This window comes from Candidatus Hydrogenedentota bacterium (assembly GCA_013359265.1).
In the GTDB taxonomy this organism is placed as follows: Bacteria; Hydrogenedentota; Hydrogenedentia; order Hydrogenedentales; family SLHB01; genus JABWCD01.
In genome coordinates, this window is sequence record JABWCD010000007.1 from 136,750 (window position 1) to 151,651 (window position 14,902).

The following is a 14,902-nucleotide window of genomic DNA, read 5'->3' on the forward strand; positions in this document are numbered from 1 at the left end:
ATGCACTCGCGGAAGGCGCCTTCAAGTGCGGTACGACAGTACCGCCTTGTGCAATGTACGACCGCGCCCGAAAAGTTGACTCCACGGCAGGCGCTCCCTAGATTGGGGCGCAAATGCGGCAATCAACGTGCATACTTGTTGTTTGCGGGGTTCTCTGTGGAGCGCCACCCGCGGTTGCACAAGGCGCACGCCCAAACGTCCTCTTGATCACACTCGACACTACCCGCGCCGATCGGCTCGGCAGTTATGGATACGGTCTCGCTCGCACGCAGGCGTTTGACGCGTTGGCAAACGACGGCATCGTATGTACGAATGCCGTCACTACCGCGCCCATCACACTCCCCGCGCATGCCTCGATCATGACCGGGCTCTTGCCGCCGGCGCACGGCGTGCGCGACAACGGCGCCTATACGCTCGACGCCGACCACATCACGCTCGCCGAGGTGTTGAAACAGAATGGTTACGCTACGGCCGCGTTTGTGTCCGCCATCGTATTGAGTCGCCGCTACAATTTGTCGCAGGGGTTTGATACATATGACGACGACCTCTGGGCCGAGGACGAACCGAAGCTGTTCATGATCCGCGACCGCCCCGCGCCGCGCACCGCCGAACGCGCCATTCACTGGCTCAACGATCGCGTGGCACGATCGGATGCGCCGTTCTTTCTCTGGGTCCATTTCTTCGATCCGCACCAGCCCTACGAATCGCGGTATGCAAACCGCCATTTGCTGCCTACCGCGTACGATGCGGAAATCGCGCAGGCGGACGAAGGCATTCACGCCATCGTCGAATCGCTGCGCACCGCCAACGCGCTCGACTCCACACTCATCGTAGTCACCGCCGACCACGGCGAGAGCCTCGGTGAGCACGGCGAAAAGACACACGCCATCTTTGTGTACGACGCCACGGTGCGGGTCCCGCTTGTCTTGCGTTATCCGGCGTTGTTGCCGCGCGGTGCGCGGTATGACGGTCCGGTGAGCTGCATCGACCTCTTCCCGACGATCCTGTCCACAATCGGCGCAACGAACGTTCCCGCCAACCAAGGCGCGAACCTGCTGCCGGCGCTGCGCGGAGACGCCCCGCCGCCGCAGCTTCCGCAATATTCCGAGTCGCTCCTGTCGGAAGTCGGGTTCGGAATGGCGCCGCTCTATGCCGTACGCCATGAAGGGAAAAAATACATTCGCGCGCCCAAACCGGAACTGTACGACCTTGCCGCCGACCCGCGCGAAGCGGCGAACCGCTTCATTGTGCCCACGCCCGAGTCGCAACGCCTCGACGCGACACTGCAGCGGCTCATTGACGGTTCGGTCCCATTCCGGAAGACCGCGCCAACCAACCCCATGGACGCTGAGACGCTTGAGACCCTCCGTGCGCTGGGATACATGGCCACAGAACGCCAACGCGATACCGTTGTGGGCATGGACCCAAAGGACGGTATGGCGCTCTATGCAAAGCTTGAAAACGCGCGCCACGCCGCGCAACGGCGCGACTATACGGCAAGTGAAACGCTTCTGCGCGAAATTTTGGACACCAACCCCAATCACATTTCCGCGCGCAATGTGCTTGGCCTCGTCCTGATGCGCATGGGCAAATACGACGACGCGGCGAAGGAGTATCTGGCGTCGCTCGAAACCGATCCCTCCCAAGCGCGCGTGCTGCACATGCTGGGCGTCCTTCGCGTGAGACAGAAGAGGTTTGACGAGGCGCGCACGTTCTGCCGGCGCGCCGTCGAAATCGCGCCAAACCTCGTCGAGTCGATGGTCATACTCGGCTTCACCGCCGCACAGAATGGCGACAACGCCGAGGCCGAACTATGGTACGAGCGTGCGCTCAAGGCCGATCCCACGATGCCGCGCGCGCAACTCGCCTTCGCCGATTTGTACTTCCTGCGCGAGCAATATGGCGACGCATTGGCCTACTACCGCAAGGTGCTCGATACCACGCCGAACCATTTCGCCGCATTGCTGCAGGCGGGCCTATGCGCGCAACGCCAATCGAAACCCGGCGAAGCAATCGACCTGTTTCAACGGGCCGCGACGCTCCGTCCCGATTCCTGGATTCCACCGTACAACCTCGCCTGCGTTAGCGCGCAGCAAGGAAATCTCGGCGACGCAGACCGCCTGCTCCGCGCCTCCGCCAAGCTCGCCCCCGATGACACCGATCTCGTCGAAATTGCGCGGCGCGACCCGGACCTCGCGGGCCTCCGCGCGGACCCGCGGTGGGAAGGCCTCGCGCGCGAACTGGGCCTCAAGCAACAAGCCAAGTAGCGGCGCACGATAACGGTGTTTGCGCAAAGCGCCCTGACGCGCGCCGCGCCGCCGATCTTCGTTTTCAAGAATTGGCCGCTGGCCGGATCGACTTTTCATACGCGGACGAACTTTCGGTATCATGGGCGCTCGCAACGGAAGCAGACATGTCCTCCTCTCTGGATCCAACAGACCTCTTCGCGCTGGACGCGGACTTCACCGAGGCCCAACGCGCCGTCGCAGCGCGCGTTCGTGGGTTCGTCGATGCGGAAGTCCTGCCGTGCATTGCCGAGTTCCACGATCGCGAGGAATCGCCCCGTCACCTCCTGCCCGGCCTGGCAAAGCTCGGTCTGCTCGAGCTGCTGCTGGAAGCGAAGCCCGACCCAACGGCCTATGGCCTCGCGATGCGCGAACTTGAACGCGGCAGTTCGACCGTGCGTAGCATTTACAGCGTGCAGGGCGGCCTCGTTCTGCACGCGGTCAACTCGTTCGGCTCGGATGAACACCGCACGCGCTGGCTGCAACCGCTCGTGAAACTCGAATCGCTCGCGTGCTTCTGCCTTACCGAGCCCAACTTCGGCAGCAATCCCGCCGGAATGGAAACGCGCGCAGAACCTACTGCGGACGGCTATCGTGTCAACGGTCACAAACGGTGGGCGACCAACGGCGTCGTCGCCGACCTCGCGCTCGTATGGGCGAAACTCGACGATCGCGTCTGCGGTTTCCTTATTGAGACCGACCGCCCCGGCATGGACATGCGCCCTATCAAGGGCAAGGTCAGCTTTCGCACGAGCGAAAGCTCAGAGTTGCTCCTGCACGATGTGGAGATTCCCAAAACGGCGCTCTTGCCGGGCGCGCGCTCGCTCGGCGCAGCGATGGCCTGTCTCAACAACGCGCGCTACAGCATCGCGTGGGGTGTTGTCGGCGCCGCGCAGGCGTGCATCGAGGAAACGATCGCCTACCTCGCACAGCGCATCCAATTCGATGGCAAATCCATTGCCAGCCATCAACTCGTTCAATACAAGCTCGCGTGGATGGCCGCGGAACTTACATCGATGCAACTCGTCGCGAAACGCCTCGGCGAGTTGAAAGCGCAAGGCAAGGAACAGCCCGCGCAGATCTCGCTGGCGAAAATGAACAACTGCCGCAAGGCAATCGAAATCGCGCGCACCTGCCGCGAACTCCTCGGCGCGCACGGCGTCCTGACCGCGTCGCACGTGATGCGGCGTATGGTCGACCTCGAAACGGTCATTACGTACGAGGGTACTGAACACATCCACGCGCTCATCGTCGGCAGCGAACTGACCGGTATCAAGGCGTTTTCGTAACCCATGCCTCGCACCCACGAACGCACATTTCGCGTCCGTCATTACGAGTGCGACGCGTATGATACCGTGTATTACACGAATTACCTCCGCTACATTCAGGAAACCGCGATGGACGCTTCCGCCGCGGCGGGCTTCGGCGCGGAGTGGTACGCGTCGCGCGGCTTTGTGTGGCTTGTGCGCGAAACGGAAATCGAATTTATCGAGCCGCTGCGTTACGGCGATTCTGTCCGCGTGAAGACCTGGGTGAGAAACATGCGCCAGGCGCTGTCGAAACGCGCATACGAACTCTACTGTGTTGCAGATGATCGTCTCGTTGCGCGCGCGCAAACGGATTGGGCCTTCATCGAGTCGGCTACCGGCAAGCCCGCGCGCATTACGCCCGAGTTTCGCGACGCGTTCTTCCCCGAGGGTGCGCCGCCGGAGGAACCGCGCGAACGCTTTCCCGCCCCGCCGTCTCCGCCGCCCGGCGCGTACGTGCAGCGGCGGCGCGTCGAGTGGCGCGACATCGATCCCGCGCAACACGTGAACAATTCGGTCTACCTCGCGTACAGCGAGGATTGTGCCGTCGAAGCGGCCACGGCGTGCGGTTGGCCGCCTACGCGCATGCGCGAGCGCGGCTTCGCCGTCGAAATTTCGCGGTGCCGCATCGAATACCGCATCCCTGCCGTGCTCGGCGATGAACTCGCCGTCACAACCTGGCTATCGGAACGCGGTGACGGAAACATCTTGCGGCACTTTTCAATTGATCGATCGGACACTACGCTTTCGCGCGCTGTCGCGGAGCTTCGATGCATCGATCCGACAACGCGCACCGCATGTTCCTTCCCGGACGAATTTCGAAACGCGCTCGCCCAAACCTTCGCGCGGGTGTCCGCATAATGGCGAACGGCGCCCCATCGATTCAGGACCAAGTCAGGGCCGCGCTCGAATCCGCCGTGCGCGAGGCGAAGGCGCCCGGCGCGGTCGCATACGTCGGCGATATCGAACACACGCATGCGCACGTCGCCACCGGCGCGCGTCAGCTTGTTCCTGATTTGCTTCCGGCGGAGACAGATACCGTGTACGATCTCGCGTCCCTCACGAAGGTCGTAGCTACGACCACCGCGATCATGCTGCTCACGGAAAACGGTACAGTCGATCTGGGCGCGCCTGTATCGAAGTATCTCCCCATTCCCGCGTTTGGCCTGATCACCGTGAAGCACTGCATTACGCACACGGCGGGGCTCAACCCCGGCCGGCCTTTCTACAAAGAGTGCAATACGATTGACGCGATGCTCGAACGGTACGCGGCGATTCCGCTGAAGTGGCCGCCGGGCACGCGCTGGCTCTATTCCGATGTCGGTTTCATGATCCTCGGCCGCATCGTCGAGCGAGCCTCCGGCGAAAAGCTCGACGCATTCTGTCAGAAGCGAATCTTCGATCCGCTCGAACTTAGGGACACCCGCTTTAACCCACCGGCGAAGTGGGCAACGCGTTGCGCCGCGACCGAACAATGCCCGTGGCGCGGACGCATGATGATCGGGCAGGTGCACGACGAAAATGCGTATGCCGTGGGGGGCGTCGCGGGCCACGCAGGGCTCTTTGGCACCGCCTCCGATCTGGCCGCCTACATTCGCGCGCTGCTCACGGATCGTATTCTCAAGCGCGAAACCGTCGATCGCATGCTCAACCTGAATGTCACGCCCGCGTGGCCGTGGCAGGGTGTCGGCTGGCAACTCGACGCATGGCCGACAAAGAACTTCGGCTTTTTGCCCGCGCGCGATTCTGCCGGCCACGCGGGTTGGACCGGCACGAGCGCGTGGCTCGATCGAAAAGCCGGCCGATTCGCGATCCTTCTGAGCAACACCTGTCACCCGTCGCGCGCGACGCGGGATAACGAGACGCTGCGGCGATCGTTCCACACGCCGATCGGCAAGATGTATTACCCGAACTCCACAAACGTGCACACCGGTCTAGACCGTCTCGTGCGAGAGGACTTCCGCGATCTGCGCGGCAAGCGCGTCGCACTGCTTACTCATCACGCGGCCATCGATCAATTCGGCCGGCACATTCTCGACGTGTTCGCTCGAGCGCCCGACGTGACAATCGTGCGACTGTTTAGCCCCGAGCACGGCATCGGCGGGCAGGCCGAGGCGGGTGCGTCAGTCGGCGCGCAGCAGGCGCCGATACCCGTCGTCAGCCTCTACGGCAAGCGCACCGCGCCCACGCGGGATGAACTGCACGGTATCGACACGCTCGTCATCGATTTGCAGGACGTTGGCGCGCGTTACTACACCTACGCCGCAACGATGAAAGCGTGCTTGAAAGCCTGTGCGGACGCGGGCGTTCCGGTGCTGGTGTTGGATCGCCCGAATCCCGCCGGCGGCGTCACGCTCGAAGGCCCGATCGCAGCGAACCCCAACAGCCTCGTCTGTTGGGGTGCAGTGCCCGCGCGCCACGGTATGACGATGGGAGAAATCGCGGAATGGTTTCGCGCAAACGATCTCAAGGACAGCAAACTGAACCTGAGCGTGAACCTCCTCGACAGTTGGCAACCGGAGCGATTGTTCGACGAATGCAGCCTCGCGTGGGTGCCGCCGTCGCCGAACATCCCTACACCGCAGACCGCGCTGCTCTACACGGGAACCTGCCTGTTCGAGGGAACGAACGTCAGCGAAGGCCGTGGTACCGACGCGCCCTTCGCGACGATTGGCGCGCCGTGGATCGATGCGGCCCGCGTCATCGCCGCGCTGCCCGCCGAGGCGACCGCCGGGTTGCGCATCGAACCGATCGTGTACACGCCGCGCAGCATCCCCGGCAAAGCGTCGAGCCCCAAATTCAAAGACGAGGAATGCGAGGGCGTTCGCATTGGCGTCGCCGATGCCGCCGCGGCGCGGCCGTTCGCGGCAACCGTTGCGATGTTCTGCGCGATGAAACGCGTTCACGCAAACAAGTTCGCGTGGGAGAAATCGTTTGACGTTCTGGCCGGATCGTCCGCGTTGCGCGAACGAATCGATCGCGGCGACGATCCCATGCGAATCATCGCCGACTACGCCGCGCCGCTCGCGGCCTTCGACGCAGTTCGCCCCAAGCTGTACGTGCAAATCACGTAGTGCCCGGCTTCCACGCCGGGCGTCACCCGGGACTGGCACCGTCTTTCGCGCAGGCTTCGCGGCTTGTCCTCCATAGCTCTAGCGAAGGAGGAAGCGAAACACGGCGCCTGTCCCTCTCGGCTGCGTACTACAGCTTACGCCAGCGGTTCCGACGCCTCGTACACCACCGTATAAATCAAGTCTCCCATGCCCGCGCGCCCGCCGGTCTCGTGGCTCATGGCCGCTTTAACGTCCCGCACGAGCTTTATTTTGTGCGCGTTCGCCGTCAGCCAGTCGTTCACCTGCTTGTCCATGTCCGCCGGCTTGTCCTCGTATCCCTTGAACGTCTTCACGTACACCATGCACCGAACCTCCCCGTGACCCTCGCACAAACCCGATGATGCGCACACTGTACCACGACCCGCAGACGTGTTCACGCCCACGGCTTTTTTGTGCTCGTGCGTCGTGATTGTGCTCGTGCTCCTGCTACGTCATTTGTAATCGAATGCTCGATACGCGAAGACCGAATCACGAGTACGATGACGAGCAGGATCACGAGCACGACTGGAGCTGCATTTGCTCCCTCACTTTCCGATCCATTTCCTGACGTGCGACTCCCGACTTTCAACCGCTGACTTCCTGGCTTCCTTACGCCCCTACTTCCCAACTGCCCCGCTGTCTCGCTACTTCGCTTCGCGCATCCCATGCGCTATACTCCCCGCCATGCCGCCAGCCACGATCGAATTGACCGAATCGCAGGAGCGCCGCATCGCGCGCTATTTGCGCGACGTGGGCGAGCAACTGCGCGACCTCTCTACCGAGGAACGCGAGCGCGCGCTGTCGCGGCTCAACGCCCGCATCGAGCGCGAACTCGCCCGCACGGGCGAACCCGTCGGCGACGAGTACCTCGACCGCGTGCTCAACGGCTACGGCAGCCCCGCCAGCCAGGCCGCGCGAATCCGCGACGCGAAAACGTCCGAACCAAAGACCATGCTCGCGTGGAGCCGCCGCCAATGGCTCGGCGTGTGCGCGGGCCTTGCCCGCTACTTCAACCTCGATCCGACCGTCGTGCGCGCGCTTGCCGTGCTGCTCGCGCTCGTGCCGTTTCTGCTTCCCGTGGTGCTTTGGGGCTACCTTGCGTTGTACCTCTACCAGTACTACAGCGTAAAGGGTGAGGGCCTCGATTCGATCGATCCCGTCAAAGTCGCCAAGAACGTCGGCGCGATGGCCGGCGTCACCCTCGTGCTCCACGCATGCGCCCGCTTCTTCCTCTTCTTCATCGCGTACGCCCACGTGCAAATCGTCCGTACCCAACTCGTCTACCCCGGCAACTGGGGTTGGCTCCCCGACGAAACGGGCTTCCTCTTCTTCATGATGCTCGCGACGGGAATCCCGCTCGCCGCCATCGCGTCCATGCCCGTCTCCCGCGAATGGACAGGCACCCTGCGCAAACTCGCCCAGGCGGCCCTCGCCGTCTACGCCGTCGTCCTCTGCCTCGGCCTCGCCTGCGCCATCGTCGGCGTCGTCGTCGCCAACATCGGCGCCATGCCCGACACCCCCGGCCTCGACGCCCTCATCAAACTCGCGCAGTAACGCGCCCCCGGCGCGAAGACTTCAGCCACGGAGGCGCGGAGGTGTTAACGCTGCCGATGGAATTCGCTGTACGTCGCTCGTTCTAACCTATAGCCCATGCCGTTGCACTGGACGAAGGATGCGAGATTGGGAAACGAGGGTGATTCAGTTGACTGTTCGGAGAGATATCCCCGCCGTGAATTAGGCCATACTCCGTTGGCGGATGAGATTTGATGTTGCCGCGCTTGCGAAACGACCCCTGTTTGATTGACGGAAGTGCTGCTAAAAATAGGAAAACACGAGTGAGTGAAAACCCACCGGGCATGCAACGGGAAGACTGATCGTAAGCGAGGCGTGGATCACTTCCGAGATTATGCGAAATCTTGGTATAAGTATTCTTGAAAGGTTGAGAAGGTTCTGTTGATTTCCGGCGCCGGGCCCAAGTCGGCTCGGGCATCGGAAATGGAATCGTTGTAACGCAGTCGCAGCAGCGGGACGAGTTTTTTTGCTGCTCAAGTCTCTCAACACCGAGGTTGACGTAGTGGGCGAGGACAAAATCGAGGAAGGCTCGCTGCATTGTAGTAAAGTGTAGGTTAATCGCTTACGACACATGCCATGCCCCTCAACGCGGCCCGGCGCAATCGAGTATTCGCGACGGGTACGGCTGCCCTCGACAACGCCCCACCCCGCCATTGCGAGGGCGAGATCATTGTGTTCAGCGCGTGTTTCGGCTTCGTTCAAGAGGAAATCTCGATTACTGACATTAGCGGAACACTCTTCCCGAGCGTTTTACATACTCTATGAAGGAAATGCACTTGACGGAGACTTCCGGAATGGCGCAGACAGCCGGTATCTTACGCTTCCTCGGTTCATCGGGCCGCTTGGCTTGGCGGGCCTCATCCGACACCAATTCCGCTTCGCACACGTTTGCTGTCGCGATGATTAGCAAATCATTTTCGTCAATGCCCTTGGGGTGATAGTTGTCATTGTCGATTCCGGCAATCTTCTTGATACGAAATGCTTCCTGCACAATGGCATTGCTCGCGCTTAGAATCTCGACTTCGTGATCGTTTAACCACTCCGCGCAGTCCGGCGTCTTGTGTTTCACCTCGATGAGAGCAACCTTTGGCATTACAAGCTTCTTCTCTGCAACCTGTTCCCCCAGCCATTCCCATAGCCCCGGAAACTGATCAATTGGGTAGTTGTCCCACGCCTAAATGACGGACGATGCATCAAAGACCTGCATAGAGGTTTTCCAGCCTATGCAGGTCCCTTATCTTCAATCCGTCGAGGTGCGCGCTGGCTCTGGCAAGAGTAATGCGATTGGCATTGAGCGCATCCAGTACCGTCCGCACAAAGGTATCGCCAAACACGTGCCGGGGCTCACGATACCTGTATGCGCGGGACCCGACGGCCTCACGGCGTTGCGGAAGGGTCTCGCGCCACTTGCGGTACGCGGTGTACTTGGAGCCGGGTAATCTGCCGGCGTCGAGCAAGCGCCGAAGAATAACCTCGCCGCTTACGCCCCATGCTTTGCGTCTACTTTCGAGCCACTTATCATAATCTGCAACATCCGTTGGACGTTCCGCATCTCTGATCGCGCGCAGGAACGCGTCCGGCACGAGTAGATGGCCCGCAAACGCGTTTGCTTCCTGTTCGTGCGTATCGTGCGAGAGAAAGTCGTATTCGTCGTCAATCAGACTTCGCTTGTGTAGCAATATATGCCCAAGTTCGTGCATAAGTGTGAACGTCTGACGGGCTTCAGATGCTTGTTTCTTTATAACGATCGTGGGGCAAACACGACCGTACAACGCGAAGCCCAGTATGGGGTCGTCCTTGGGAATCTGCCACTGGCCTGCATATCCATTGCTGCGAAATACCAAGATGCCCTTGGCTTCAACAGCGGACCGGTACGAGTCAAAGTTGTTCTTCTCTCGAAGATCGAGCCATTCCCGCGCTATCGCGGCGCTTTTAGGAATGTCCTTTCGAGAAACGGACGGAGGGCTGAACTCGTGACGCTCTGCTTCATCGAGTTCGTCCAGAAGACTGAGATATACCTCCCGTTGTCTCTCTACGCGCTCGATTAACTTGCGAAGGTGTGCAGATAGTTCCGGCTTCTGATTGGCGAGTGTCCGGAATTCCGCGGTGTGGACCTTCGCCTCGTCAACGGGCCGGTCCTCCAAAAAGAACAGGATGCCCCGGCCGAAATACTCGGCGACGTCGTTCAACTGATTGAACGTAAGTCCCGCATTGCCGCTCATGACCCGTTCCATTGTGGCGGCAGAAAATCCGATCTCGGACGCAAGCTGAGAAGGTGTAATGCCGTAATCCGTGCAGCACCAAGCGATGCGCTTTGGGTTTATCGAAGTGATTTGTTCCATGACTAACTCATTATATCAGGGCTGAAATGTTGCCACTCACCTATTATTCCGTGCAATAACCCCGGTGCGCCGTCGCTATGGTCGGTTTGCGATTCGTACGCTCACGGCAAACTCAATAACGGAAGATATACGCGCGTTCGTCGAAATCGATCGTCCACGCGTACCGCTTTAGAAACGCGTGGCTCAGCAGTCCATCAATTCGAACGCCGCCCATTTCATACTGGCCCGATCCAACTACGCCGTACAGGCCGTCTTGTTCCAACGCACCCAACCGAATTGGACGCGCCAGCGGGAAAATAGTCTGCGCCACCTCGTGCCGACCCATTCCCAATCGCGAAAAGCCCGCGCGTGAAGTGGTAAACGCGGCCTGCACGGGCTTGCCCCCTGAGTCGTTTTGCACATAGACAAGTCCCGAATCGATGAAGAAATTGCACCCGTTCGTTGTCCCGAATCCGCCGCGCGCAAACATGAAGTGGTCCGACCACAAATAGAACGGTATGCGCGCGCCCTCCGTTTCCAACAAGGCCGCGTGCGCTTCGTTCGCGCCGGGATTGTTCCGTGGCGACAGGATGAGCCGCTTGCGCGGATAATCGAGTGTCGACAAGAACGGTTCGAGCAGGTTTGTGCCAAAGATGACGAAATCCGATTCGCCCGTCAGGGACGACAGCACGTCCACCGGAACATCGTGCATGCGAACACCGCCCAGATTGAACGTGTCCGCGACACCCACCTCAAGCCGGACAACCTGATTTCCCAAATGCGCCCGATCCGTGCCGGCATCGATCGTCTCTATCCCAAGCGCCTTGGCGCGCTCCGGTCCCATGATGATGTACGTTCCGCCCGTGTCAACATGGGCCGTAAGCTCGACCCCATTGATGGTCGCCGGGAAGCCGGGAAAATACTCCGTCAATTTGTTTTCGACAAATGGAATCTCCGCGATCCCGTCGAGTTCAGCGGCGAAGGGGCGCTCGAACTGCCACGTCAACTGCCGCTCCAAATGCTTGGGCAACGACGTGCTCGTTCTCGCAAGCCGAAGCGCCGCTTCGATATCCCGCCGGTGAACGTGCGCGTCGAGCACCAGCGGCTCCAGCGCGCGTAAGAGCGGATACGACCTGGAAATCTCGTTATGCCACGTCAGCGCCTCCGCGTAACGTCCCAGGACAAAATCGCACAACAGCAACATATGCCGGGCCGCGTCGGCCTTATTCGGTTCCGCCAAATGGCCCTTCGCGATTTCCCGCGCGTCGTCGAAATCCCCGCGTTCCCACGCAGCCCACGCGTCCGGCAACAGCGCCTTCAGCGGCTGGTCACAGCCAACCAGCGCCCCCGCGGCGGCAAGCAGCGCGCACCAGCATTGCTTCCACCACACGCCTAAACCTCCGTTTGTGTTTCGCGGCACAGCGCCATCGTGAATCGATATTCGTCTCCATCGGGTTCTTGCGCACCGTCAAATTCCTCCAGAAGCTCGGCCAGCTTCACCCTGATTGTCTTCCCCCTCGCGCCGGACAGGCGCACAATGTACCGGCGCACTTCAAGCTCGACCGCTGCGCCGGCGGACCTCGCCGTCTCCGCGCGCAACACGTCGTCCAGGCCCGCCTCCATAGCCCGCGCCTTGACCGTCAGCGACGCGTCCTGCATCGCCGGGTCCCTTCCGGGAGCCAGGTGCACCCGAGCGGCGACCGCTTCGAACAACTTTTCCACCGTACCCCGGGCTTTACGCTCGGAAACCTTGCGAATGAGTCCCGCAGACTCGAGCACACGAAAGTGGTAATGCAGGCTCGCGGGTTTTAAGTCCCACCGCAATGCCAGACCTTTTGCGCTTACCGGGCCCCGCGCCAACGCCTCGAAAATCCGGTACCGCCGCGAGTCGGACAGGACCTTGATCTGATCCAGCCGCGAAAGGGTCAACGACTCTGCAATCGAAGATTTCGCTTTCATTGTTGTGATATTATACAATATTGTAATAAATTACAATATAAATGTGGCGAAGGCGGCAAATGCCGGGGATCGAGAGTACATTGCTATACAACCCTTTTGGAATGAGTATCTTAGAAGCAAACGACGGTCGGCGGGCATCCTCGATTGAACGTGCGAAGACCGCCAAAACCGGGGCGTTTCGCTTCGGCGATTGGTGTATCAGTAAGTATCCCCCGGCAAAGCCGGGGGGTCTCCCTTTGGATGCTAGTCGAATCGGCTTCCATTCCGACCGCCTACGGATGACTCGTGAGCACCATCATCGATTTTGGGCGGGCGAGGAGGGTGTTGCCGGCTTGGACGCGGGGGGCGTGGTCGGCATCGACTATGTCGTGGCCGGGGCCTTGCGCGGTGTCTATGCGGACGCGCCAGGGTTTGGCTGGGAGTTTGAATTGGATATTGGTCATGGACGGGTTGAACAGGAGGAAGACGGCGACGCCGCCGTTTTCGGTGCCGCTGATTTGGCAGCCGAGGGGGAGGTCGTCGGGCGTCCAGGTTTGCGGTTTGCCTTTTGCGTCGAACCAGAGCAGGTCGGGTTCTTTGCCTTTCTTGGTGGGCGCGCCGGTGAAGTAGGTATTGCGCGTGAAGACCGGGTTGTCTTTGCGGAAGGCAATGACGCCTTTGCAGAACGCGAAGAGTTCGCGGTTGGTTTCGAGCAGGGTCCAGTCGAACCAGGAGATGTCGTTGTCCTGGCAGTAGGCGTTGTTGTTGCCGCGCTGGGTGCGGCCGAACTCGTCGCCCCCGAGCATCATGGGTACGCCGAGCGAGGTGAACAGCGTGGCGAGGTAGTTCTTCTGCATGCGAAGGCGCAGCGCGTTGACGGCGGCGTCGGCGGTGTCTCCTTCGACGCCGCAGTTCCAACTGTAGTTTTCGTTGAGGCCGTCGCGGTTGTCTTCGCCGTTGGCGAGGTTGTTCTTTTTGTCGTACGACACGAGGTCGCGCAGGGTGAACCCGTCGTGCGCGGTGACGAAGTTGATGCTGTGCAGCGGGGTGCGGCCATCGTCGCCGTAGAGGTCCTGGCTGCCGGTAATGCGGAGTGCGAAGGTGCCCTTTGCGCCCTTGTCGCCGCGCCAGAACCGGCGCACGTCATCGCGGTATTGGCCGTTCCACTCGGCCCAGGCTTCGCCGCCGAACGCACCGACGAGGTAGCCGCCGGCGAGGTCCCAGGGCTCCGCGATGAGTTTTGTTTCGCGCAGGATCGGGTCTTCGCCGATGTGTTCGATAAGCGGACCTTCGGGCAGGATGTGGCCGGCGCGGTCGCGACGCAACACGGAGGCGAGATCGAACCGGAACCCGTCGACGTGCATCTGCGTGACCCAGTAACGCAGGCTGTCGAGAATGAGTTCACGCACGACGGGATGGTTGCAGTTCAACGTGTTGCCGCAGCCGGTGAGATCGCGGCGTTTGCCGGTTTCGTCGAGCAGGTAGTAGATGCTGTGATCGATGCCCGCGAACGATTGCGCGCCGCCGTCCTTTTCGGAGGTGTGGTTGTAGACAACGTCGAGGACGACTTCAATGCCCGCGTCATGCAACGCCGTGACCATGGATCGGAACTCGTCGAGGGCGTTGGCGGGGTCGTGCGCGAGGCGCGCGTCCGGCGCAAAAAAGCCGATGGGGCTGTAGCCCCAATAGTTCACGAGCGTTTCGCCGGTGGCGGGGTTCTTTCGCGGGAGCAGACGTTCGCCGCACTGCTGCACCGGCAGCAATTCGACGGCGGTGACGCCGAGTTCCTTGAGGTGCGGAATCTTGTCGATCACGCCGCGAAACGCGCCCGCGGCCTCGACGCCGGCGGAACCGTGCGCGGTGAAGCCTTTGACGTGGACTTCGTAGATGATCGAATCCGCCATGGGCGTGCGCGGGCGGCTGTCTTCCGCCCAGCCGGGGCCTTCGGGCTGCACGACGCATTTCGCCGCGTGCGCGCTCGGATCGCCGACGATCTCCCATGCGTAGGGATCGAGCAGGTAGCGCGCGGGATCGTATCGGTGGCCCTTTTCCGGCGCGCGCGGACCGTTCATGCGATAAAGGTAGAGCGTTTCGGGGCCGAGCCCGTCGACGTGGATTGTCCAGACGTCGCCAATGCGGTGGCGCTCCGGGTCGAGCCGGATTTCGTGAATCGGTTCGGTCGCGTCAATCGAATCGAAGAGCGACAGCCAGACCTGCGTCGCGTGGCGGCTGAAAATCGCGAAGTGAACACCGGAATTGTCGGGCGTCGCGCCAAGCGGTTGCGCGCGGCCCGGGCGGACTATGAGCGTAGCGGGATCGAACAAGGCGATGCTTTCTACATGGATCGAAATGCCGGTATTGTGCCGGAAGCGCCGGGGCATCGGCAA

9 protein-coding genes and 2 pseudogenes are annotated in these 14,902 nt (G+C 61.3%); 5 read left to right on the forward strand and 6 right to left on the reverse strand.

Going from position 1 to position 14,902, the window contains the following annotated elements:
• Window positions 1-203: 203 nt before the first annotated feature.
• From HUU46_08975 to HUU46_08990, 4 genes are all read left to right on the forward strand, one after another.
• A complete protein-coding gene (locus HUU46_08975; GenBank protein ID NUM53762.1) occupies window positions 204-2,267 on the forward strand; it encodes a sulfatase-like hydrolase/transferase in 2,064 nt (687 codons plus the stop codon).
• A 146-nt stretch (window positions 2,268-2,413) separates the two neighbouring features.
• Window positions 2,414-3,574: an acyl-CoA dehydrogenase family protein gene (locus HUU46_08980; GenBank protein ID NUM53763.1), complete on the forward strand. Its 1,161-nt coding sequence runs from the start codon at window positions 2,414-2,416 to the stop codon at window positions 3,572-3,574.
• Between the two features lie 3 nt (window positions 3,575-3,577).
• Window positions 3,578-4,453, forward strand: coding sequence for an acyl-CoA thioesterase (locus HUU46_08985; protein ID NUM53764.1), 876 nt, complete (start codon window positions 3,578-3,580; stop codon window positions 4,451-4,453).
• Window positions 4,453-6,666, forward strand: a complete 2,214-nt coding sequence (locus HUU46_08990; protein ID NUM53765.1) for a DUF1343 domain-containing protein — start codon at window positions 4,453-4,455, stop codon at window positions 6,664-6,666. Before HUU46_08985 ends, HUU46_08990 begins: the two co-directional genes overlap by 1 nt.
• A gap of 134 nt (window positions 6,667-6,800) precedes the next feature.
• Here HUU46_08990 and HUU46_08995 read toward each other — a convergent pair whose 3' ends face one another.
• Complete coding sequence (locus HUU46_08995; GenBank protein NUM53766.1) at window positions 6,801-7,007, reverse strand: hypothetical protein; 207 nt, start codon at window positions 7,005-7,007, stop codon at window positions 6,801-6,803.
• A gap of 628 nt (window positions 7,008-7,635) precedes the next feature.
• On the opposite strand from HUU46_08995, the pseudogene HUU46_09000 reads away from it, so the two are divergent.
• A pseudogene (locus HUU46_09000) lies at window positions 7,636-7,785 on the forward strand (PspC domain-containing protein).
• Window positions 7,786-8,980: 1,195 nt separating this feature from the next.
• Here HUU46_09000 and HUU46_09005 read toward each other — a convergent pair.
• From HUU46_09005 to HUU46_09025, 5 genes and pseudogenes are all read right to left on the reverse strand, one after another.
• Window positions 8,981-9,463: pseudogene (locus tag HUU46_09005) on the reverse strand (DUF4411 family protein).
• Entirely contained in the window at window positions 9,450-10,598 is a 1,149-nt protein-coding gene (locus tag HUU46_09010; GenBank protein NUM53767.1) for an ImmA/IrrE family metallo-endopeptidase, read from the reverse strand. The pseudogene HUU46_09005 and the gene HUU46_09010 overlap by 14 nt, the downstream one beginning before the upstream one ends.
• Window positions 10,599-10,710: 112 nt before the next feature.
• Window positions 10,711-11,967 carry an aspartyl protease family protein gene (locus HUU46_09015; GenBank protein NUM53768.1) on the reverse strand — a complete coding sequence of 419 codons (1,257 nt, stop codon included), beginning with the start codon at window positions 11,965-11,967 and terminating at the stop codon, window positions 10,711-10,713.
• Window positions 11,968-11,969: 2 nt separating this feature from the next.
• Complete coding sequence (locus tag HUU46_09020; GenBank protein NUM53769.1) at window positions 11,970-12,536, reverse strand: helix-turn-helix transcriptional regulator; 567 nt, start codon at window positions 12,534-12,536, stop codon at window positions 11,970-11,972.
• Between the two features lie 272 nt (window positions 12,537-12,808).
• Window positions 12,809-14,896, reverse strand: coding sequence for a glycogen-debranching protein (locus HUU46_09025; protein NUM53770.1), 2,088 nt, complete (start codon window positions 14,894-14,896; stop codon window positions 12,809-12,811).
• Between the last annotated feature and the right edge of the window lie 6 nt (window positions 14,897-14,902).

What these genes read in the sequence shown, in the direction of transcription:
- HUU46_08985 (NUM53764.1), top strand. Translation starts at nt 3,578, where the DNA reads ATGCCTCGCACCCACGAACGCACATTTCGCGTCCGTCATTACGAGTGC.
- HUU46_09020 (NUM53769.1), bottom strand. Translation starts at nt 12,536, where the DNA reads ATGAAAGCGAAATCTTCGATTGCAGAGTCGTTGACCCTTTCGCGGCTG.
- HUU46_09010 (NUM53767.1), bottom strand. Translation starts at nt 10,598, where the DNA reads ATGGAACAAATCACTTCGATAAACCCAAAGCGCATCGCTTGGTGCTGC.
- HUU46_09025 (NUM53770.1), bottom strand. Translation starts at nt 14,896, where the DNA reads ATGCCCCGGCGCTTCCGGCACAATACCGGCATTTCGATCCATGTAGAA.
- HUU46_08990 (NUM53765.1), top strand. Translation starts at nt 4,453, where the DNA reads ATGGCGAACGGCGCCCCATCGATTCAGGACCAAGTCAGGGCCGCGCTC.
- HUU46_08980 (NUM53763.1), top strand. Translation starts at nt 2,414, where the DNA reads ATGTCCTCCTCTCTGGATCCAACAGACCTCTTCGCGCTGGACGCGGAC.
- HUU46_08995 (NUM53766.1), bottom strand. Translation starts at nt 7,007, where the DNA reads ATGGTGTACGTGAAGACGTTCAAGGGATACGAGGACAAGCCGGCGGAC.